Consider the following 19149-nt stretch of genomic DNA (forward strand, 5'->3'; position numbering starts at 1 on the left):
CCCGTACGAGATTGTGAGGACAGCTGGTGCGTGCGAGTTCCTACCGGTGCGAGTTCTGCAGCTACGGGCGGACCGTACAGCGAGCCAGCCGATTTCCGTCACTTCGGAGATGTCGACCTGTGTCGGCGGTGCTTGACTATGGCAGCCTCAGTGAAGACTACCTGGGCGATCTCGGCGAACTTCGGCTCCAGCGGGTGCAGCTTCACTTCACCGCCGCCGATACCCAGCCACGCCCACGGTCCGGTCGTCTGCACGGCCGTCTCGATCGGCACATAGGTGCCGTTGTCATCCAAGACGTTCAGCGGATCCGTCGACATCTTGGTGTAGTTCGAACAATCCGGCAGCCGGTAGGTCTGATCGAATTCGGTGCGATCGATGATCTGGGAATCGGTCAACGTTGCGGGGTCGATCTTCGTTGTCGATGCTTCTTCGGGGGTGGGCATCTGGGCGGGGGCGGGATCACCGAAGTCTGAGTAGTCACCGGCCGGCATCGTCGCATCAGGGACCGCGGGCTGGTCAGAGAACGGGGGCGCCGGCGCATCGCTGATCGAGGTCGGAGCCGGCGTCTCCGGAGGCGTGGCCGATTCGGCCGATGCGGATACCGCCACACCAAAGACGAGTGTCAAGGTGAGAATCGAACCCAGAACAGTGTTGAGCAGGGCAGAACGACGATTGAGACGAGCCAAGACAGTGAACCTCAATGCGCGAGGTTGGTCCCGCTCCCCCTGCTCTCCCCCGAGAGCCGTAGACAGGACTTACTGGAGGCGACAGACGATTGTCGAATTGAAATTCCCTCGTTCGTATCGCGGCACGGGCACGTCGAAGATTGTCGCCGTGTGGCTCACATCACGAAACCGCGTCAAGGTGGATCCGCAACCCATCTGAGCGGCATACTGACTGCGGGGCCTCATGTATGACGCGATCCGCCGGGATTGTCGAGCGTGTCGCGATTTGCGATCCAGTCCGCCTCCCAGCCAGCCCCCTACTCGGTCAGCAGGTCGAGGGCACCGACGCCCGTCAGAGCTGCGATTCTCTCGACCGACCTCAGCGTGAGGTTGCGCTCGCCGCGCTCCACGCCGCCCATGTACGTGCGGTGATAGCCCATCTCGATCGCGAACTCCTCCTGACTCAGCCCGCGTGACTCGCGCAGGCGTCGCAGATTCCGGCCGAGCACCTTCTGAAGTTCACCTTCCACGTGATCGATCGTCGCCGGATGCTACTTGTCGGTCTACATACTTATGAGTAGCATTATTGGATCACGAGCGAAGAAGAGAGGCCCCAATGACACTCATCCCACGACTTCGGCGTTGTCGGCACTGCGGCATTCGCGTTCCACGCGACGAGATGGTCTACAAACATCTGGCCTGCTCCGAGGACTGCGCCGACGAGATCTGGCTCAAACGCGAGCGCCATTGAGCGGCATCAGCGGCCTCCGCCCAGTGCGCGCGTCGGCCCCGCTCAGCGCTCGAGCGGGAAGACGAGCAGCGAGCTCGTGGCGGTCGCGATGAGCTTGCCCGCGGCGTCCGTCACCGCGGCCTCGGCGAAGGCCACGCGGCTGCCGGGCTTCACGACCGTGCCGACGCAGGTGACCAGGCCGCTGTCATGGCGCAGGGGGCGCAGGTAGCTGACCTTCAGCTCGATCGAGGTGTAGCCCATGCCGGCCGGCAGGGTCGACTGCACGGCGCATCCGGCCGCCGAGTCGAGGAGGGTGCACACCAGGCCTCCGTGCACGATGCCGATGGGGTTGTAGTGCGACTCGTTCGGCTCGCAGGTGAAGGTGGCGGAGCCGACCTCGGCCGCGACGAGGTCCATGCCCATGAGCTTGCCGATGGGCGGCGGGGGCAGCTCGCCGGCCATCATCGCGCGCAGGTAGTCGAGTCCCGACATTGTGGGGGCGACGGCGACGCCGATGAAGGGGTCGTCCCATTCCACGAGGCGGCTGCGCGCCGGGGTTCCGGATGCGGTGGGCGCGCCGGCCGCGGAGGCCGGGGTTCCGGATGCGGTGGGCGCGCCGGCCGCGGAGGCCGGGCTTCCGGATGCGGTGGGCGCGTCGGCCGCGGTGCCGGATGCGGTGCTCGGGGCTGGTTCGCCGGTTCCGGATGCGGCGGGTGCAGCTGCAACCGGTACGGATGCTGTGGGCTCGTCGTCGATGCTCATGCGGTCAGCCTAGATTCGCGGCGGCCACCCGCCCACGCCGTTTGTGCGCGCCCGACGACGCCCGGCGCATCCGGAGCCCGCCGCGCTGTGCGAACCCGACGAGCAGGAGCCTCAGACCACCTGAGCGTAGAGCTCGGCCGGCGGGATCGGCCCCTGCGACAGCGAGCCCCAGGCCGCCGCGAGCGCCTCGATACCGCGCTCCAGCTCGGCCTCGGCGAGCCCGATCGGGATGCGCAGGAACCGCTCGAACGCCCCATCGAGCCCGAAGCGCGGCCCGGCCGTCACGAGGAGCCCGTGCGACCGCGCCCCGAGCGCGAGCTGCGAGCTCACTGGCGCCCCGAGGTTCACCCAGGTGGCGAGGCCGCCGTGCACCCGCGGTGCCTGCCAGTCGGGAAAACGCGAAGCCAGCACCCGCAGCACCGTGTCGCGGCCGGCCGCCAGCTGCTGCGAGCGCAGCGCGAGCACCGGCTCGAAGTCGCGCAGCAGTTCCGCCACCACGAGCTGCTCGAGCACGGGGGTTCCGAGGTCGCCCGCGAAGCGCGCCCCGGCCAGCTTGCGGATGATGGCGGGCTCGGCCCGGATCCAGCCCACCCGCATCCCCGCCCACACGGTCTTGCCCACCGAGCCGATCAGGATGGCCGACTCCGCGGTTCCCGGGTCGCCGTAGGCGGCGAACGGCAGGGACTTCTCAGGCCGGTCGATGTCGAGCTCGCTCGTGGTCTCGTCGGCGATGACGAGCGAGCCCTGGCGCGCGGCATCCCGCAGCACCTGCGCGCGCAGCTCGGCCGGCATGGACTCGCCCGTGGGGTTGTGGAAGTCGGGCATGAGATAGGCCAGCGCGGGGCTCGTGCGCGCGAAGGCCTGCTCGAGGCCCGCCGCATCCCAGCCGTGCAGGCCGTCGGGCGCAGCGCCGCTGCCCGCCGCGGTCACGGTGACGGGCACCAGCCGCGCGCCGTTCGCCCGCAGCGCCTCGTAGGCGTGCGGGTAGCTCGGCAGCTCCACCACCGCCCGGTCGCCGCGGCCGAGCAGGGTGCGGGCCAACAGGAAGATCGCGTGCTGGGCTCCGATGGTGATCATCACCTGCTCCACCGAGGTCGGCAGGCCCTTCGCCGTGTAGCGGGCGGCCACGGCTTCGCGCAGGGCGAGCGAGCCGAAGGGGTCGATGCCGGTGCCGCCGAGCTCGACGGCGTAGTCGTCGATCACCCGCTGGGTGGCGGCGACGAGCCCCGGGTAGGCGATGAGCGTGGCCTTCGTGAAGTCGATGAAGTCGCCGCCGACGTCCTGCCCGCCCACCGGCGCCCGCCCGGGCAGGCGCGTGACGCTGCCCGAGCCACGCACGCTGTGCGTGTAGCCGGCGTCGCGCAGCTCGCGGTAGGCCGCCGAGACCATGGTGCGGCTCACGCCGAGCGACTGTGCGAGGTCGCGCTCGGCCGGCAGGCGGGTGTCGCCCGCGATGCGACCGTCGAGCACGAGCAGGCGGATGCGGTCGAACAGGGCCAGATACGAGGGCCCGGATGCGGTGGGCCGCCAGTCTCCGAGCAGGGCGATGAGGGCGCGGGTTCCGATGCGGGCATCTGACATGCATCCACTTTAGCGATATTGGCGTCTTGAGGGCAGGCCAATTGTGGGATTGGATGCGGATGTGGCTCTTTCCTTGTCGTCCTCTTCTCGGCGCACGAGCGCTGCCGCGTCGACCGCGGACGCGGCAGCACGCGTGCCGGCCTTCGCGGGCCGGCTGCCAGCGCGCATCCTGCGGCTGCTGATCGGCCTGGTGCTCTACGGGGTGGCCGACGCGCTGATGATCCGGGCGGCCGTCGGAGTGGACCCGTGGACGGTCTTCGCCCAGGGCGTCACCCGCCTGAGCGGCTGGAACATCGGACTGCTCACGAACCTCATCGGCCTCGCGGTGCTGCTGCTCTGGATTCCGCTCCGCCAGCGCCCCGGCCTCGGCACGGTGCTCAACGTGTTCGTGGTGGGAACGGTGATCGGGCTCGGCGTGTGGCTGCTGCCGGCGCCGGCGGGCCTTCTCGCCCAGATCGCCTACTTCGCGGGCGGGATGCTGCTGCTGGCCTTCGCGAGTGGCGTCTACATCGGCGCGGGGCTGGGACCGGGGCCGCGCGACGGGCTGATGACGGGCATCCACTCGCGGTTCGGCCTGCCGCTGTGGCTCGCGCGCACCCTGGTGGAGGGGAGCGTGCTGCTCGTGGGCTGGCTGCTCGGCGGCGACGTCGGCGTGGGCACGCTCGTGTTCGCCGCGCTCATCGGCCCCCTCTGCGGCCTCAGCCTGCGCCTCCTCCGGCCTCGCGCTCGCGCTCGCGCGTCCGGCCACGCCCGCTCCTGCGCGCCCGGCACCATCGAGAAGTCGCAGAGGGCCGCCATCACGGGCGAAGTGGGGAGGGCGTGAGGGCGGGGTGGCGCGGGCTCAGGCCTTCGCGGGCTTCGCGGCGGCCTTGGCGGCGCGCTTGAACTCGCGCACCTTCGTGAGCGAGGCGGGGTCGACGATGTCGGCGACGGAGCGGTACGAGCCCTCGTCGCCGTAGTGGCCCGCGGCGGCCCGCCATCCGGAGCCCGTGAAGCCGTACTGCTTGCCGAGCAGCGCCAGGAAGATCTTCGCCTTCTGCTCGCCGAAGCCGGGCAGCGCCTCGAGCCGCGCGAGCACGGTCGGACCGTCGGGGTCGCCCTGCGTCCAGAGGGCGGAGGCGTCGCCGCCCCAGTCCTCCACGATCGCCGCGCAGAGCGCCTGCACCCGGCCCGCCATCGAGCCCGGAAAGCGGTGCACCGCGGGCGACTGCTTGAACACGGCGAGCAGATCGTCGGGGTCGGTGCGGGCGAGAGTCGCCGCGTCGAACGAGCCGAGACGGTCGGCGATCTTCTTCGGCCCCGCGAAGGCGGTCTCCATCGGCACCTGCTGGTCGAGCAGCATGCCCACGAGCAGGGCCAGCGGATCGGCCGAGAGCAGGGCGTCGGATGCGTCGTCGCCGGTGATGTGGAGCGTTGCGGTCATGCCCTCCATGCTGACACGGCGCATCCGCGGTGTCGATCGGGATGGCGCCCGATCGTCATCACTGTAGAAGTCGCCGACCGCGGTGACTACTCTGACGATCACCGGAAGGACATCTCATGCGCTACTCACTCCTCCTCATCAACCAGGAAGCCCAGGATGCGGGCGTCACCGAAGAAGACATGGCCCCGTTCCGCGTGGCCTTCGACGAGTACGGCAAGGCGCTCGAGGCGGCGGGCGTGCTGCTGGCGGCCGAGATCCTCGAGCCGGCGGCCGCGACGACCACCGTGACGCTGCGCGGCGGGAGCCTGCAGGTGCAGGACGGCCCGTTCGCCGACACGAAGGAGAAGCTGGCAGGGGTGTTCCTGGTCGACCTGCCCGACCTCGACGCCGCGATCGCGTGGGCCGAGCGGTGCCCGGGCGCGCAGTACGGGGTGCTCGAGATCAGGCCCTCGGCGATCAGCTTCGCGGAGGGCCAGTGGCGGCCGGTCGGGTGACCGGAGCCGCCGGGGCGGGGGGCCGGCCGGGCGGCTGGGCGGCCGGCCAGGCGGCGGGCCAGGCGGCGGGCGAGGCGGCCGCCGGAGCGAGCGGCGAGTCGGACGCCGCGGCCGCCGCCGAGGCAGACGCCAGGTCGCACGTCACGCCAGACGCCAAGGCAGACGCCAGGCCGCACGCCAGGCCAGACGTCGAGGCGGACGCCGGGCCGGGCGTCCCGCCACCCGCAGCGCCTTCGGCGGCCGCCGCGACCGCGGAGCGACTCGCCCGGGAGACCTACGGCCGGCTGCTGGCGCTGCTCGCGGCGCCCACGCGCGACATCGCGGGCGCCGAAGACGCGCTCGCCGATGCCTTCGAACAGGCGCTTCGGCGCTGGCCCGGCGATGGGGTGCCGCAGAACCCGGCCGCGTGGATCCTCACCGTCGCCCGCAACCGCCAGCGCGACCGGCTCGGCTCGGCGGCGGTTCGCACCTCGATTCCGCTGGACGCGCTCCTCGACCCCGACGGTCCGCTGGCCGACGGATCGCGGCGCCCCGGCCCCGCGTACGCATCCCACCCCGGACTCGACCCGGCGGCGATCGACCTCGACGCCATCCCCGACAGGCGGCTCGAACTGTTGTTCGTGTGCGCGCATCCGGCCATCGACCCGGCCGTGCGTACCCCGCTCATGCTGCAGACGGTGCTCGGCTTCGAGGCCGCGCAGATCGCCGAGGCCTTCGCGGTGCCGGCCCCCGCGATGGCGCAGCGGCTCGTGCGGGCGAAGCGGCGCATCCGGGCGGCGGGCATCCCGTTCGCCGTGCCCGACCGCGCCGCGATGCCCGCCCGGTTGCCGGCCGTGCTCGAGGCGGTCTACGGCGCCTATGCCATCGACTGGATGCGCGTCGCCGGGCCCACGGTGCGTGACTCGCTGGCGGGCGAGGCACTGTTCCTCGCCGAGACGCTGGCCGAGCTCCTGCCCGGGGAGCCCGAAGTGCGGGGGCTCGCCGCCCTGATCGAGTTCTCGGTGGCGCGCACGCCGTCACGGTTCAGCGCCGACGGCGCACTCGTGCCGCTCGACGAGCAGGACACCCGCCGCTGGGATGCCGCCCTCATCGACCGCGCCGAGCGCCACCTCCTCGCGGCCCACGCGCTCCGGCGCGCTCGGCGCTCGCCGCATGAGCCCGCCCTGGCCGCCGGCGCACCCGCGGCAGCCGCGGCAGCCCGCGTGCCGGCCGGCCGCTTCGAGCTCGAGGCCGCCATGCAGTCGGTGCACTGCGCGCGGCGGACGACCGGGCGCACCGACTGGGCCGCTCAGCGCATCCTGAACCAGGCCCTGCTGGAGGTGGCGCCGACACTCGGCGCCCAGGTCTCGCTCGCCGCGACGATTGCTGAGGTCGACGGACCGTCGGCCGGTCTCGAGCACCTCGATCGGGTCGCCGCAGCGCTGGAGGGCCCCGAACTCGCGGCCTTCACGCGCTTTCAGCCGCTCTGGGCCACCCGGGCGCACCTGCTGCAGCACGCCGGCCGGTCCGGCGACGCGGATGCGGCCTTCGCCAAAGCGATCTCGCTCACGACCGACGCCCGCTCCCGCGCACTCCTCGAGCGCCGCGCCGCCGCCGGCCCGCCGGCATAGCCACGCGTCGAGCCGCCTAGCGATCCGTGGCGCGGTCTGGAACGATAGGTCTGCACCGGCGGCGCTCCCGCCCCGCCATCCGATGATCATCGAGGGAACCCGTGCCGCTCTCCGAGACGCCCGACCCCGACGCCGAACGCCCCGGCCACGACCCCTTAGGCCGCCCAGACTCCCCTCGCCCCGGGCCCGACGCCGAAGGCCCCAACGCCGACGCCTTCGACGCGCTCGCCCGGCGCGCGCTCGCGCTCGTCGTGCCGGGGCGCCGCGCCGTCCTCGGCATCGCCGGAAGTCCGGGCGCCGGCAAGACCTCCCTCGCCGTGCAGCTGGCGGCGCGCGTGAACGAGCTGAGTGCGGCATCCGGCGGCCCCGGTGCGCCGTTCGCGATGCACCTGCCGATGGACGGCTACCACCTCGCGGAGTCGACACTGCGCCGCCTCGGCCGTCTCGACCGCAAGGGCGCCATCGACACCTTCGACGGCTGGGGTTTCGTGGCGCTGCTGCAGCGCATTCTGGTCGAACGCGACCACACCGTGTTCACGCCGAGTTTCGACCGCCGGGTGGAGGAGCCGATCGCGGCCGAGCTCGCGGTGGAGCCCGAGACCCAGCTCGTGATCGTCGAGGGCAACTACCTGCTCGTCGACGACGGGCCCTGGGCGGGCATCACGGAGCTGCTCACCGAGGCCTGGTTCTGCGAAACTCCCGATGCCGTGCGGGTGTCGCGCCTCGTGGCGCGGCACGAACTCGGCGGCCGCTCGCCCGAAGCCGCGCTGGACTGGGCCGAATCGGTCGACGGGCGCAACGCCCTCCTGATCGAGTCGACCAGGCCGCGCGCCGACCTCGTGGTCTCGGGCGAGACCGCACGCGTCGTCGCCGGCGAGTAACTACAGAAATAAGCAGTACCGAGGCCGTATTCGGGTCGGTGCTCCTCATTTCGGTAGTAACTAATCACCCGGTGCGTCGACGAGCGTGAGTAGGGTCGAAAGCATGAGCGACAACGAGGTGGCGACCGCGGGCTTCACCGTGCGCCGCACCGAGGAGGCCGACTGGCGCGAGGTGCGGGCGCTGCGGCTCGAGATGCTCGCCGACACCCCGCTCGCCTACCTCGAGACCCTCGCGCAGGGGCACCGCCGCAGCGAGGCGGAGTGGCGGGCGTGGGCGCGCGACGGCTCGTCGCACGCGTCGATCACGGTCGTGGCGATCGCCGACGGCGGGCGCTGGGTGGCGACCATGATGTCGAAGGTGCCGCGCGGCGCATCCGGAGCGTATCTCTACGGCGTCTACGTGGCGCCCGGATTCCGTGGCCGCGAGGCCGGGGTGACGGATGCGCTGCTCGGCCGCATCGAGGAGTGGGCCGCCCTGCGCGGCGACAGCCTCACCCTCGACGTGCACGAACTCAACGCCCGAGCGCGCGCGGCCTACGCGAAGCGCGGCTTCGTGGAGACGGGGGTCAGCATCCCGTACCCGCTGAACCGCGCCCAGCGCGAGCTGCAGATGCGCAAGCCCCTGCGCTGAGCGCCCCCGCACGACATCGAGCCGCCGAATCGAGACATCGGGCGGCGGGATGGCGATGGGGTGGCGCTGCTCAGTCGTCGGAGACCGAGATGGTGACCTCGATGTTGCCGCGGGTGGCGTTGGAGTAGGGGCACACCTGGTGCGCCGCGTCGGCGAGCTCTTGGGCGAGGTCGTGCTCGATCCCGGGCAGCACGACCTCGAGCAGCACGGCGAGCTGGAAGCCGCCCTGGCCGTTCGAGCCGATCTGCACGCGGCCCCCCACGGCGGAGTCGCTGATGTCGACCTTGCGCGCGCGGGCCACCATCTGCAGCGCGGAGTGGAAGCACGCGGAGTAGCCGGCGGCGAAGAGCTGCTCGGGGTTCGAGCCGTTCCCCGAGCCGCCCATGCTCTGCGGAACAGCGAGGTCGAGGTCGACGCGGCCGTCGGAGGTGCGCACGTGGCCGTCTCGTCCGGCTCCGGTGGCGAGGGCTTCTGCGGTGTAGAGGGCTTCCATGGGAATGCCTTTCGGGTCGTGACCGCGCGCCCGCGCGGGCCGGACGGCCCGTGGTGCGCACGATCGGTGATCGGCGTCGGATGCGCCGAAACTCAGGGGTGCGCGGGCGGTGCGCCGGGCCCGGATGCGGGCACAGCGCCGGCTGCCGCGGAAGCGCCGCGCGCCGGCGCGGCCGTGCCGGAATCAGTGGCACCGGATGCGGGCGCCGCGGTATCGGATGCGTGGCCTGCGGCACCGGAATCGAGGGCGTCGGATTCGGGCGCGACAGATGCGGGCACGGCGGGGGAGGCCGGCGCGGGAGCGCCGGCGGCGGCGGGCGCGGCGGCGGTCCCAGGGGTGGCGGAGGCGGAGGCCGGCGCGGGCGCGCCGGCGGTCGCAGTGGTGGTGGCGGCGCGGGCGGACCGGCGCGGCTCCGCCCCGGCGAGCAGCTCGCCCGCGGTCGCGGCGGCCGTGACCTCGTGCATGCCCGAGGCGATGCGGTGCAGCGCTGCGACGAGCGAGCCGGCGTCGGCCATCGACTCGAGTCCGTAGCCCGCGTTGAGGCAGCGGATCGACTCCGCCAGCTCGTCGACCGTCGCCCGCCCCGCCTCCGTGGCCGAGGCGATCACCACGCGCTCGTCGCTCGAGCGCCGCTCCCGCCGCACGAGCCCGCGCTGCTCGAGGCGGCGAAGCAGCGGCGAGAGGGTACCCGAGTCGAGACTCATGCGGCGGCCGAGCTCGCTCACGGCCAGACCCGACGGCGACACCGCGAGCTCGACGAGCGCCACGTACTGCGTGTAGGTGAGGTTCCAGGGCGCGAGCGCTGCCCGGTGCGCCTGCGCCACGGCGTTCGACGCCGAGTACAGCGCGAAGCACAGCATCGAGTCGAGCGGCGAGGGCGCCACGCGGGCCCCCCCGGCGGCCGCCGTCGAGCCGATCGGGTTGTCGCGCAACGCCTCGCTCGCCGTTTCGCTCCTCGCGTCGGTCGCCCCGTCGGTCGCACTCTCGGTCATACTTCGATTGTACGCAATCGAATTGCGCACAACCTAATTCACAGCGACGCCTCAGCGAACGCGACCAGCGCATCCCGCACGAACACCGCGCCCGAAGCCCCGCCGTAGTTCGCGGCGAAGCGCTCGTCGGCCACGTACAGCTCGCCGAGCCCCAGTAGGTACTCCCGCGCCAGACCACCGGATGCGTCGCGCGGGGTTCCCGGCACACCCGCCAGCCAGTCGTACTGCCGCCGGGCGAGCGCCTGCCCCTCCGCACCGGCCGGGTCGAGCCCGGCCTCGGCGGCCGCGCGCCAGTCGGCGGCCAGGCCGGCCTGCGCATCCTGCCACTCCTTCTTCTCGGCGGGCGTCTTGGCCGACCACCATTCGTCACCGCTCCGGTACGCCTCGGCGCCCCAGCGCTCGGTGACCTCGGCCTCGTAGGCCGTGTGGTCGAAACCGTCGAACATGTTCTCCGGCATGAGTTCTCCTTCTTTCTCCATCGTGTCGATCGTCGATCGCACCGAGGCGATCTGCCGGTTCAGCCGGCCCTGTTCCGCTCTCAGCCAATCCAGGTGCGCGCGGAGAGCGGTGGGCGCATCCGTCTCGCGTTCGAGCACCTGCGCGATCGCCGGCAGCCCGAGCCCGAGCTCGCGCAGCAGTAGCACCCGCTGCAGTCGCACGAGGGACTGTTCGTCGTAGTAGCGGTAGCCGTTGGCGGCCACCCGGCTGGGCTCCACGATGCCGAGCTGGGCGTAGTGCCGCAGCGTCCGGCTCGTGGTGCCGGCGAGGCGCGCGACCTCCTGGATCGACCAGTCCATCGGATGCTCCTTCCCTCGGGGAGCGTCAGCGCCCCGTTCCCTACACGATAGAAGTTGACGTTACGTCAAGGTCAAGCTCCGCGTGCCGACCCGCCCCGACAGGCCCGATTCGAGGAGTAGCGTCGGAGGCATGTCACGTATCGGACTCAGCGACCTCGACGTCTTCCCTCTCTCGCTCGGCGGCAACGTCTTCGGCTGGACCGCCGACCACGACACCTCCCTCGCCATCCTCGACGCCCACGCGGCCGGCGGCGGCAACTTCATCGACACCTCCGACAGCTACATGGCGGCGGCGCCCGGCAAGAAGGGCGGCGAGTCGGAGACGCTGATCGGCGAGTGGTTCACGAGCCGCGGTTCGCGCGACGCGACCGTCATCGCCACGAAGGTGTCGCGGCATCCGGAGTTCCCCGGACTCTCTGCCGCGAACATCCAGGCGGCGGCGGATGCCTCGCTCGCCCGCCTGCAGACCGACCGCATCGACCTCTACTACGCGCACTTCGAAGACCCCGAGACCCCGCTCGAAGAGACCGCAGCGGCGTTCGACGCCGTAGTGAGGGCCGGCAAGGTGCGCTACACGGCGCTGTCGAACTTCAGCCCCGCGAACATCGAGGCCTACCTCGCGATCTGCACGGCCAACGGATACGCCTTGCCGGTCGCCCTGCAGCCGCACTACAACCTGGTGCACCGCAACGACTTCGAGGACCACCTGGCGCCGATCGCCGAGCGCGAGCACCTGGGCGTGATGCCCTACTACGCGCTGGCGAGCGGGTTCCTCACCGGCAAGTACCGCTCGACCACCGACAACGCGGGCGCGGTGCGCTCGAAGGCCGCCGCGCGCTATGCGACCCCGCAGGGCCTCGCCATCGTGGATGCACTGGAGGAGATCGGGCGCGCCCACGACGCCTCGATCGCCACCACGGCGCTCGCGTGGCTCTTGGCGAAGCCCACGATCGTGGCGCCCATCGCCAGCGCCTCGCGGGTCGAGCAGGTCGCCGACCTGCTCGCCGTCGGGCGCGTCACCCTCTCCCCCGAGGAGGTCGCCCGTCTCGACGCCGTCTCCGCCTGGACGCCCCCGGCATCCTGACCCCCGCCGGGAGCACCCCCTCCTCGCGAGTCGCCAAAAACCGCCCCAAGACGCGCGGGATAGGGCGGTTTTTGGCGACTCGCGAGGAGGGGGCAGCGCTGGCGGGGGCTAGCGCGGGGCTCGGAAGCCGGCGAGGAGCACGACGGCCGAGAGGCCTGCGCAGAGGGTCATGACGGCGGCGGCCGGCACCGTGGAGGTCACGCCGAACAGGCCCACGATCGGCGCGCCCACGGCGCCCGCCACCATGTTCGTGGCGCCCACGAGCGAGGCCGCGGCTCCGGCGCGCGGCCCGTGGTGGGCGAGGGCGCTGCTCTGCAGGGTGGGCGAGATCACGCCGAAGGTCGTGGTGAAGGCGAACAGCGGCAGCACGAAGCCCAGCAGGCCCAGCCCCGGCGCGAACAGCTGCCCGGCGAGCAGCAGGGCGGCGAAGCCGAACAGCACCACCGCTCCCCCGCGGGCGACGGCCGTGACGTTCATCCGCCCGGCGAGCCGCGCGCTCAGCTGCGCGCCGGCGATCATGAGCGCTCCGTGGCCGCCGAACACGATGGCGTAGGCCGTGGCGTCGAGCCCGAAGATGCCCTGGAACAGGAAGGCGGATGACGCCATGTAGCTCATCATCGCCGCCCACTGCAGCGCCCCGGCCCCCACCGCGGCCCGGTACTGCCGGTCGCGCGCGAGGGCGAGGTAGTCGTCGCGCAACCGCGCTCCCGTGCGCAGCGCCCGCACGGCGAGCGGGTTGGTCTCGTGCCGGGCGAGCACGGCCACGGCGGCGAGCAGCAGCACGATGCCGTAGACCACGAGCAGCCAGAACAGCCCGCGCCAGTCGGTGAGCCGCAGCAGCTGCGCACCGATCGCCGGCGACGCCACCACGAAGACCCCGTTGATCAGCTGCAGCCGGGCGAGCAGCTTCACCATCAGCGGCCCCTCGGCGCGGTCGCGCACGATGGCGAGGATGATCACCGCGGTCGCCGCCGCGCCCACCCCCTGCACGAGCCGCGACCCGATCAGCACGCCCACCGTCGGCGCCATCGCGCACGCGACGCTCGCCACCGTGTACACGACGAGCGCCACGACGAGCGGCCGGATGCGCCCCACACGATCCGAGAGCGGCCCCGCCACGAGCTGCCCGCAGGCCATGCCCACGAACGCCCCGGTGAGCGTGAACTGCACGAGCGAGGGGCTCGTCGCGAGCTCGGCCTGGATCTGCGGGAACGACGGCAGATAGAGGTCCATCGTCAGCGGCCAGAGCGCCTGGATGAACCCGAGCGTCACGAAGAAGGCCGCGGGCAGCCGGCCGGGTCGCCCCGGCCGTGACGATGGCCCCGCCGACGCCCCCGGCAGCTCAGCGCTCACAGCGCCGGCCGCCGCCGCACCCGCTCACACCACTCACCAGGCGTACGCCTCCGGCGCCTGCCCGCCGGGCCCGGGCCAGATGCGGTCGAGCTCGTCGAGCTGCGCCTGATCGAGCGAGAGCTCGAGCGCCGCGAGCGCACCGGTGAGCTGCGCCGCCGTGCGCGGCCCCACGACCGGCGCCGTCACCACGGGCTGGTGCAGCAGCCAGGCGAGCGCGAGCTCGGCCGGGTCGACGCCGTTCTGCTCGGCGAAGGCCTCGTACCGCTCGATCTGCGGCCGGCGGGCACCGAGGTGCGAGAGGTCCTTCGAGCGCGCGCGATCGGCCTTCCTGAGCACCCCGCCGAGCTGGCCGCTCGCGAGCGGCGACCAGGGCAGCAGGCCCATCCCGTAGTTCAGTGCGGCCGGCACCACCTCGAGCTCGAGTGTGCGCTGCGCCAGGTTGTACACCGACTGCTCGGTCACGATCGGCAGCTGCCGCCGGCTCTCGGCGTGCTCGCGGTACTGCGCGATGTTCCAGCCCGCGAAGTTCGACGAGCCGAGGTACACGATCTTGCCCTGTGCGGCGAGCGTGGTGAAGGCGTCGAGCACTTCGTCGACGGGCACCTCCCGGTCGATGTGGTGCATCTGGTAGAGGTCGATGCGGTCGGTGCCGAGGCGCCGCAGCGAGGCGTCCACCGCGGCCCGGAAGTGCACGGCCGAGAGCCCGCGGTCGTTCGGCCCGTCGCCCATCGGCCCGTGCACCTTGGTGGCCACCACGAGGGAGTCGCGGTTGCCGCGCTCGCGCATCCAGTCGCCGAGGATCTCCTCGCTCTGCCCCTCGTTCGGCCCCCACGGGCCCCCGCCGTAGACATCGGCGGTGTCGATGAAGTTCACGCCGTTCTCGACGGCGAGATCGAGGATGCCGAACGACTCCTCCGGGCCGATGACCGGCCCGAAGTTCATGGTGCCGAGCGCGATGCGGCTGACGGTGGCGCCGGAGTGGCCGAGGCGGGTGTACTTCACGAGAGCTCCTGGGTGCTGGGAACGGAGGTGGATGCGGCGGGCCCGGAGGCAGCGGAAACGGGAGCGGCGGCGACCGGCGCCGTGTCGACGAGCGCCCAGCCGAAACGCTCGAGCGAGACCGCGGTGACGGATGCTCCGCTCACGACGTCGACGCCCGTCACCGCCACCTCCACCGGCTCCGTGCCGTGGTTGATGATCGTGAGCAGGGATCCGCGCCGGGCCGCCTCCACCCACTCGTTGGGGGTGTCGAGAACCGGCTGCACACCCGCGAGACCGGCGGCCCAGCGGGTGACCGCGAGCATCCCGTCGTCGTCGGGGATGGTGGCGAGGTAGTGTGCGCGTCCGGCGCCGGTGGCCTTCGAGGTGAGTGCGGGAAGCCCGGCGAGCCGGCCTCCGGAGTAGCGGCCCAGCACCTCGGCGGGCTCGCCGGAGTCACCGGGCGCCAGCAGCTGCAGCTCCTCGGCGAAGTACTCGCCGGTGAGGGCGCCGAACGGGGTGTCGATGGGCGCGCGGCTCTCGCCGGGTGCGCTGCCGGGAGCCGACGCGCCGGCGACCCCACCGACTCCCGCGTCCCCCGCCGAGTCGCCCGCGGCCCGCCCGGCCGAGGCCGGCAGCACGAGCGCCCCGAAGTCCTCCACCGCCACGCCGAGCACCTCGCGGAGCCCGACTTGGAACCCGCCCTCGCGGAACGCATCCGTCTCGTCGACCACGTCGCTGAACGCCGACACGAGCAGGTGCCCGCCCCCGCGCACGAAGGCGCTGAGGTTCGCGGCCCCCGCCGAGCCCAGCAGGTAGAGCTGCGGCGCCACGACGAGGGCGTAGCCGTCGAGCGCACTCGTGGGGTGCACGAGGTCGACGGCGACGTTCTGCCGGTGCAGCGCCGAGTACCACCGCTGCACGAGCTGCGCGTAGTCGAGCACCACGGGGTGGTCGGGGTTCTCGAGCGCCCAGCGGTTCTCCCAGTCGATGACGAGGGCCACGGATGCCCCGCTCCCGCCCGCAGCGCCCGCCGGCAGCGCGGGCAGCCGGCCGAGCGTCTCGCCGAGGGCCACGACCTCCCGCCAGGTGCGGGTCTCGAGCCCGGCCTGCGGCACCATCGAGGAGTGGAACTTCTCGCTGCCTCGGCGGGACTGCCGCCACTGGAAGAAGTTGATGCCGTCCGCCCCGCGGCCGACGGCCTGCATCGAGAGCGCCGCCATCTGGCCCGGCGCCTTCGGAGCGTTGCTCGGCCGCCAGTTCACGGAGTTCGTGGCCTGCTCCATCAGGATCCACGGCGTGCCCGGCTTCAGCGAGCGCATCAGGTCGCGCGTGAACGCGGCGCCGCGGAAGGATTCGGGGTCGTTCGGGTCGGCGTAGTTGTCGTCGCTGATGACGTCGAGCTCGGGAGCCCACGCCCAGTAGTCGGCGGGCGGGAAGAAGCCCATGAAGTTCGTGGTGACGGGCTGCGCGGCGCCCGAGGCCTTGATGATGTCGCGCTCCATCCGGAAGAGCCCGAGCAGCGTGTCGGAGGTGAAGCGCTTGAAGTCGAGCACGCCGGCGGGGTTGTGGCTGTAGGGGGCCTTGCGCGGCGGCACGATCTCGTCGAAGGAGCCGTAGCGCTGCGACCAGAACAGGGTGCCCCAGGCCTCGTTGAGCGCCTCGACCGAGCCGTAGCGCCCGGCCAGCCAGAGCCGGAACGCCACCGCCGCGTTGTCGGAGTAGTCGTAGTGCAGGTGGCAGCCGTACTCGTTGTTGACGTGCCACATCGCGACCGCCGGATGCGCGGCGTAGCGCCCCACGAGCTCGGTCACGAGCCGCGCGGCGAGGCGCCGGTACACGGGAGAGCTCGGCGCGTAGGCCTGCCGGCTGCCCGGCCAGTAGACGGCGCCGTTCTCGTCCTGGGGCAGCATCTCGGGATACGCGGTGGAGGCCCACGGCGGCGGTGAGGCGGTGGCGGTGGCGAGGTCGACCGCGATGCCGTTCTCGTGCAGCAGGTCGAGCACCCGGTCGAGCCAGCCCCAGTCGAAGCTGTGCTCATCCGGCTGGATGCGCGCCCACGAGAACACCCCCACGGTCACCATCGTCACGCCGGCCTCGCGCATGAGGCGCACGTCGTCGTGCCAGACCTCCTCGGGCCACTGCTCGGGGTTGTAGTCTCCGCCGTAGTGCATGCTGTCTCTCGTTCAGGGGATCGGGGTTCGGTCGCCAGGTCTTCCGGGCTTCAGGTCTTCAGGTCTTCTGGGCTACAGGAGGCGCCGGCGGGCGCGACGGCCCGCCACCCTTCAGTGCCGCGTCGACTGCCTCGGCACGAGCACGGGCTCGAAGCGCGTGCGCAGGCTGAAGCCCTCCACGGGCGCCAGCTGCTGCAGCAGCAGCTTCGCCGCGTGGCCGCCGATGTCGTGGCTCGGCTGCCGCACCGAGGTCAGCGGAACGACCGCGGCTCCGGCGAAGTCGATGTCGTCGTAGCCGATGATCGACACCTCCCCGGGCACCGAGATGCCGTGCCCGATCAGCCGCTGCAGGATCCCGAGGGCCAGGTGGTCGTTACCGGCGAAGATGCCGTCGGGCCGGTCCTCGAGGGGCAGCGCCGCGATGCGGTCGCCGAGCTCGCGGCCGAGCTGCGGGTTGAGCGTCTCGGTCTCGATGAAGGTGAACCGGGCCCCGGCCGCCTCCACCGTGCGGCGGGCGCCCTCGAGACGCTCCTTCATCTGCGACACGCGCATCGGCCCACCGATGAAGGCGATGTGCCGGGCGCCGCCCTCGAGCAGGTGCGTGGTGGCGAGCACCCCTCCGAGCACGTCGTCGAGCGAGATCGACGGGAAGACGCCGTCGTGGTCGACCCGGTCGACGAGCACCACCGGCACGTCGCGCCGCCGGAAGCGGTCGAGCATCTCGAGCGACTCCCCGACGGGCGCGATCAGGATGCCGTCGAGCCGCTGCCGCTCGAACAGATCGAGGTAGCGGGCCTCGCGCTCCGCCGAGTCGTAGCTGTTGCCCACGATCACCGAGTAGCCGGCGAGCTCGGCCACCTCCTCGGCGCCGAGCACGACGTCGGAGAAGAAGGGGTTGGTGATGTTGAGCACGGCCATGCCGATGGCGTTGCTCCGGCCGGCGCGCAGCTGCCGGGCGGCCACGTTCGGCACGTAGCCGAGGGTCTCGATGGCCTCGGTCACGCGCGCCGCGGCCTTGCGCGACACGAGCTCGGGCCGGTTGAGCGCGTTCGAGACGGTGCTCACCGAGACGCCGGCGAGCGCCGCCACCTCGCGGATGCCCACGTCAACCATGCCGGCCTCCCACGCGTTCGAGGCTCGCGAGGAGCCGCATCCGGTTCTCGACCTTGACGGCGGCCGGGCCGTGCACGAGGGTGAGGCCGCAGCCGGTTCCGGATGCTCCGCGCGCGACGACCGCGCCGGGTCGCCCGGCCGGGTCGGCGGCAGCCACCGCCCGCAGCTGGGTGCCCGCGTCGGCCACCAGGGCGATTCCCGCACTCGATCGCACCACGCCCTCCTCGAGCTCGATGTCTCCGGCCAGTCCCACCGTGATCACGGTACCGCTCGCGGAGTCGACATCCGTCGAGATGACGCCCACCGGATGCCCGTGGCTGCTGATCGTGAAACCCTCGGCCCCTGGGGCGGCCGCCACCATCAGGTAGCCCGAGACGAGCCGACGCACCGGCTCCTGCACGAGGTGCGCGTCGGAGAAGGAGCCGAGGGGCTCGCGCGCGGCGGCGGCGTTCCCGGCGCCCGCCCAGACGAGTTCGTGGTCGATGGCTTCGAGGGTCAGTCCCTCCCAAGTGGCTCTCACGACCGGCCTCCGGAGCTCGGCGCGGCCGGGTTTGCGCCGAACGCTGCGGCACGGCATGCTGACTCGCGAACGAAGGAGTCCGCCCGCATGACCGAGATCGTCATCCTCACCGGAACCGGTGCGCACACCGACCCCTGGCACGCGCTCGACGCGACGAGCGAACGGGTGGCGGAAGTGCTCGGCGAGGCCTGGGCCGACGCCGACACCGACACCGACACCGACACCGACGGTGCCGAGCTCACGACGGTACGCGTGACCGCGGTGACGACCGACGACGACGTGGCCGCGGCGCTCGACGGCGCGGGACTCGTGATCGTGAACGTCAGCGGAGACCTCGCGACCGAACCGGTGGACTCCTCCGCCATCGTCGACGCGCTGCTCGCCCATACCGGGCGCGGCGGAGGCGTCGTGGCGCTGCACTCCTCGGCGCTGGCCTTCGGCGACGACCCGCGCTGGGCGGAGCTCGCCGGCGGCCGCTGGGTGCCGGGGGTCACCATGCACCCGCAGATCGGCCACGCGCTCGTGCAGGCCGCCGACGGCGAGGCCGCCGCGGGCCTCACCGACTTCGTCGTGTACGACGAGCGGTACACCGCGCTCGAGCGCGACCCCGCCACCGAGGTGCTGGCCTTCCACACCGAGGACGGCCTCGCGCATCCGCTGGTCTGGCGGCGCAGCACGGCCAGCGGCGCGCGCGTCGCGTACGACGCCCTCGGCCACGGCGTCGAGTCGTACGACTCGGCCGCGCGATGCGGGCTGCTGCTCGGCCTGGTGTCGTGGGCGGCCGGCGCGGACGACGGGCGGGCGGGCAGGGCCCTCGGGGCCGGAGGCGCCGCCACGGCCGCCTGAACGCGGCCGGCCGGGCCGGGCA

At 72.4% G+C, this 19149-nt stretch carries 20 protein-coding genes; 7 read left to right on the forward strand and 13 right to left on the reverse strand.

Annotated features, from left to right (window positions below):
• Positions 1 to 98: 98 nt before the first annotated feature.
• The 4 genes from VD659_RS03855 to VD659_RS03870 all read right to left on the reverse strand — a co-directional run bounded on the left by VD659_RS03855 (position 99) and on the right by VD659_RS03870 (position 3738).
• The gene (locus tag VD659_RS03855) at positions 99 to 686 is read right to left on the reverse strand and encodes a hypothetical protein (protein ID WP_423259802.1); all 588 of its coding nucleotides are present in this window, start codon (positions 684 to 686) and stop codon (positions 99 to 101) included.
• A 296-nt stretch (positions 687 to 982) separates the two neighbouring features.
• Positions 983 to 1195, reverse strand: coding sequence for a helix-turn-helix domain-containing protein (locus VD659_RS03860; RefSeq protein WP_423259803.1), 213 nt, complete (start codon positions 1193 to 1195; stop codon positions 983 to 985).
• Positions 1196 to 1458: 263 nt separating this feature from the next.
• On the reverse strand, positions 1459 to 2157 hold the full coding sequence (locus tag VD659_RS03865) for a hotdog fold thioesterase (protein WP_423259804.1): 699 nt from the start codon (positions 2155 to 2157) through the stop codon (positions 1459 to 1461).
• Between the two features lie 111 nt (positions 2158 to 2268).
• Positions 2269 to 3738, reverse strand: a complete 1470-nt coding sequence (locus tag VD659_RS03870; protein ID WP_423259805.1) for a PLP-dependent aminotransferase family protein — start codon at positions 3736 to 3738, stop codon at positions 2269 to 2271.
• Between the two features lie 154 nt (positions 3739 to 3892).
• Between VD659_RS03870 and VD659_RS03875 the strand changes: the two genes are divergently transcribed.
• On the forward strand, positions 3893 to 4561 hold the full coding sequence (locus VD659_RS03875; protein ID WP_423260045.1) for a YczE/YyaS/YitT family protein: 669 nt from the start codon (positions 3893 to 3895) through the stop codon (positions 4559 to 4561).
• A gap of 18 nt (positions 4562 to 4579) precedes the next feature.
• Here the strand turns inward: VD659_RS03875 and VD659_RS03880 are convergent, their stop codons facing one another.
• Positions 4580 to 5161, reverse strand: a complete 582-nt coding sequence (locus tag VD659_RS03880; protein ID WP_423259806.1) for an HhH-GPD-type base excision DNA repair protein — start codon at positions 5159 to 5161, stop codon at positions 4580 to 4582.
• A gap of 116 nt (positions 5162 to 5277) precedes the next feature.
• Here VD659_RS03880 and VD659_RS03885 point away from each other — a divergent pair, with 116 nt between their 5' ends.
• The 4 genes from VD659_RS03885 (at position 5278) to VD659_RS03900 (ending at position 8777) form a co-directional block, all read left to right on the forward strand.
• Positions 5278 to 5655: a YciI family protein gene (locus VD659_RS03885; RefSeq protein ID WP_423259807.1), complete on the forward strand. Its 378-nt coding sequence runs from the start codon at positions 5278 to 5280 to the stop codon at positions 5653 to 5655.
• Complete coding sequence (locus tag VD659_RS03890; RefSeq protein WP_423259808.1) at positions 5652 to 7265, forward strand: RNA polymerase sigma factor; 1614 nt, start codon at positions 5652 to 5654, stop codon at positions 7263 to 7265. The genes VD659_RS03885 and VD659_RS03890 overlap by 4 nt, the downstream gene beginning before the upstream one ends.
• Positions 7266 to 7366: 101 nt before the next feature.
• The gene (locus tag VD659_RS03895; protein ID WP_423259809.1) at positions 7367 to 8146 is read left to right on the forward strand and encodes a nucleoside/nucleotide kinase family protein; all 780 of its coding nucleotides are present in this window, start codon (positions 7367 to 7369) and stop codon (positions 8144 to 8146) included.
• A 103-nt stretch (positions 8147 to 8249) separates the two neighbouring features.
• Positions 8250 to 8777 carry a GNAT family N-acetyltransferase gene (locus VD659_RS03900; protein WP_423259810.1) on the forward strand — a complete coding sequence of 176 codons (528 nt, stop codon included), beginning with the start codon at positions 8250 to 8252 and terminating at the stop codon, positions 8775 to 8777.
• Between the two features lie 70 nt (positions 8778 to 8847).
• On the opposite strand, the gene VD659_RS03905 is transcribed toward VD659_RS03900, so the two are convergent.
• From VD659_RS03905 to VD659_RS03915, 3 genes are all read right to left on the reverse strand, one after another.
• Complete coding sequence (locus VD659_RS03905) at positions 8848 to 9270, reverse strand: organic hydroperoxide resistance protein (RefSeq protein ID WP_423259811.1); 423 nt, start codon at positions 9268 to 9270, stop codon at positions 8848 to 8850.
• 92 nt (positions 9271 to 9362) lie between these two features.
• On the reverse strand, positions 9363 to 10262 hold the full coding sequence (locus VD659_RS03910; protein WP_423259812.1) for a MarR family winged helix-turn-helix transcriptional regulator: 900 nt from the start codon (positions 10260 to 10262) through the stop codon (positions 9363 to 9365).
• Positions 10263 to 10300: 38 nt separating this feature from the next.
• Positions 10301 to 11059 carry a MerR family transcriptional regulator gene (locus tag VD659_RS03915; RefSeq protein WP_423259813.1) on the reverse strand — a complete coding sequence of 253 codons (759 nt, stop codon included), beginning with the start codon at positions 11057 to 11059 and terminating at the stop codon, positions 10301 to 10303.
• Between the two features lie 130 nt (positions 11060 to 11189).
• Here VD659_RS03915 and VD659_RS03920 point away from each other — a divergent pair, with 130 nt between their 5' ends.
• Positions 11190 to 12143 (forward strand): aldo/keto reductase, encoded by a 954-nt coding sequence (locus VD659_RS03920; RefSeq protein WP_423259814.1) that lies wholly within the window; start codon positions 11190 to 11192, stop codon positions 12141 to 12143.
• 108 nt (positions 12144 to 12251) lie between these two features.
• Here the strand turns inward: VD659_RS03920 and VD659_RS03925 are convergent, their stop codons facing one another.
• The 5 genes from VD659_RS03925 to VD659_RS03945 form a co-directional block, all read right to left on the reverse strand.
• Entirely contained in the window at positions 12252 to 13496 is a 1245-nt protein-coding gene (locus VD659_RS03925; RefSeq protein WP_423259815.1) for a multidrug effflux MFS transporter, read from the reverse strand.
• 33 nt (positions 13497 to 13529) lie between these two features.
• A complete protein-coding gene (locus tag VD659_RS03930; RefSeq protein WP_423259816.1) occupies positions 13530 to 14498 on the reverse strand; it encodes an aldo/keto reductase in 969 nt (322 codons plus the stop codon).
• Complete coding sequence (locus tag VD659_RS03935) at positions 14495 to 16648, reverse strand: beta-galactosidase (RefSeq protein ID WP_423259817.1); 2154 nt, start codon at positions 16646 to 16648, stop codon at positions 14495 to 14497. Before VD659_RS03935 ends, VD659_RS03930 begins: the two co-directional genes overlap by 4 nt.
• A gap of 111 nt (positions 16649 to 16759) precedes the next feature.
• Positions 16760 to 17761, reverse strand: a complete 1002-nt coding sequence (locus tag VD659_RS03940) for a LacI family DNA-binding transcriptional regulator (protein ID WP_137836606.1) — start codon at positions 17759 to 17761, stop codon at positions 16760 to 16762.
• Positions 17754 to 18281: a hypothetical protein gene (locus VD659_RS03945; RefSeq protein ID WP_423259818.1), complete on the reverse strand. Its 528-nt coding sequence runs from the start codon at positions 18279 to 18281 to the stop codon at positions 17754 to 17756. Before VD659_RS03945 ends, VD659_RS03940 begins: the two co-directional genes overlap by 8 nt.
• 87 nt (positions 18282 to 18368) lie before the next feature.
• Here VD659_RS03945 and VD659_RS03950 point away from each other — a divergent pair, with 87 nt between their 5' ends.
• The gene (locus VD659_RS03950; RefSeq protein WP_423259819.1) at positions 18369 to 19127 is read left to right on the forward strand and encodes a ThuA domain-containing protein; all 759 of its coding nucleotides are present in this window, start codon (positions 18369 to 18371) and stop codon (positions 19125 to 19127) included.
• The last annotated feature ends 22 nt before the right edge of the window (positions 19128 to 19149 follow it).

The sequence above is a fragment of the Herbiconiux sp. 11R-BC genome (assembly GCF_049472555.1).
Taxonomy (GTDB): Bacteria; Actinomycetota; Actinomycetes; order Actinomycetales; family Microbacteriaceae; genus Herbiconiux.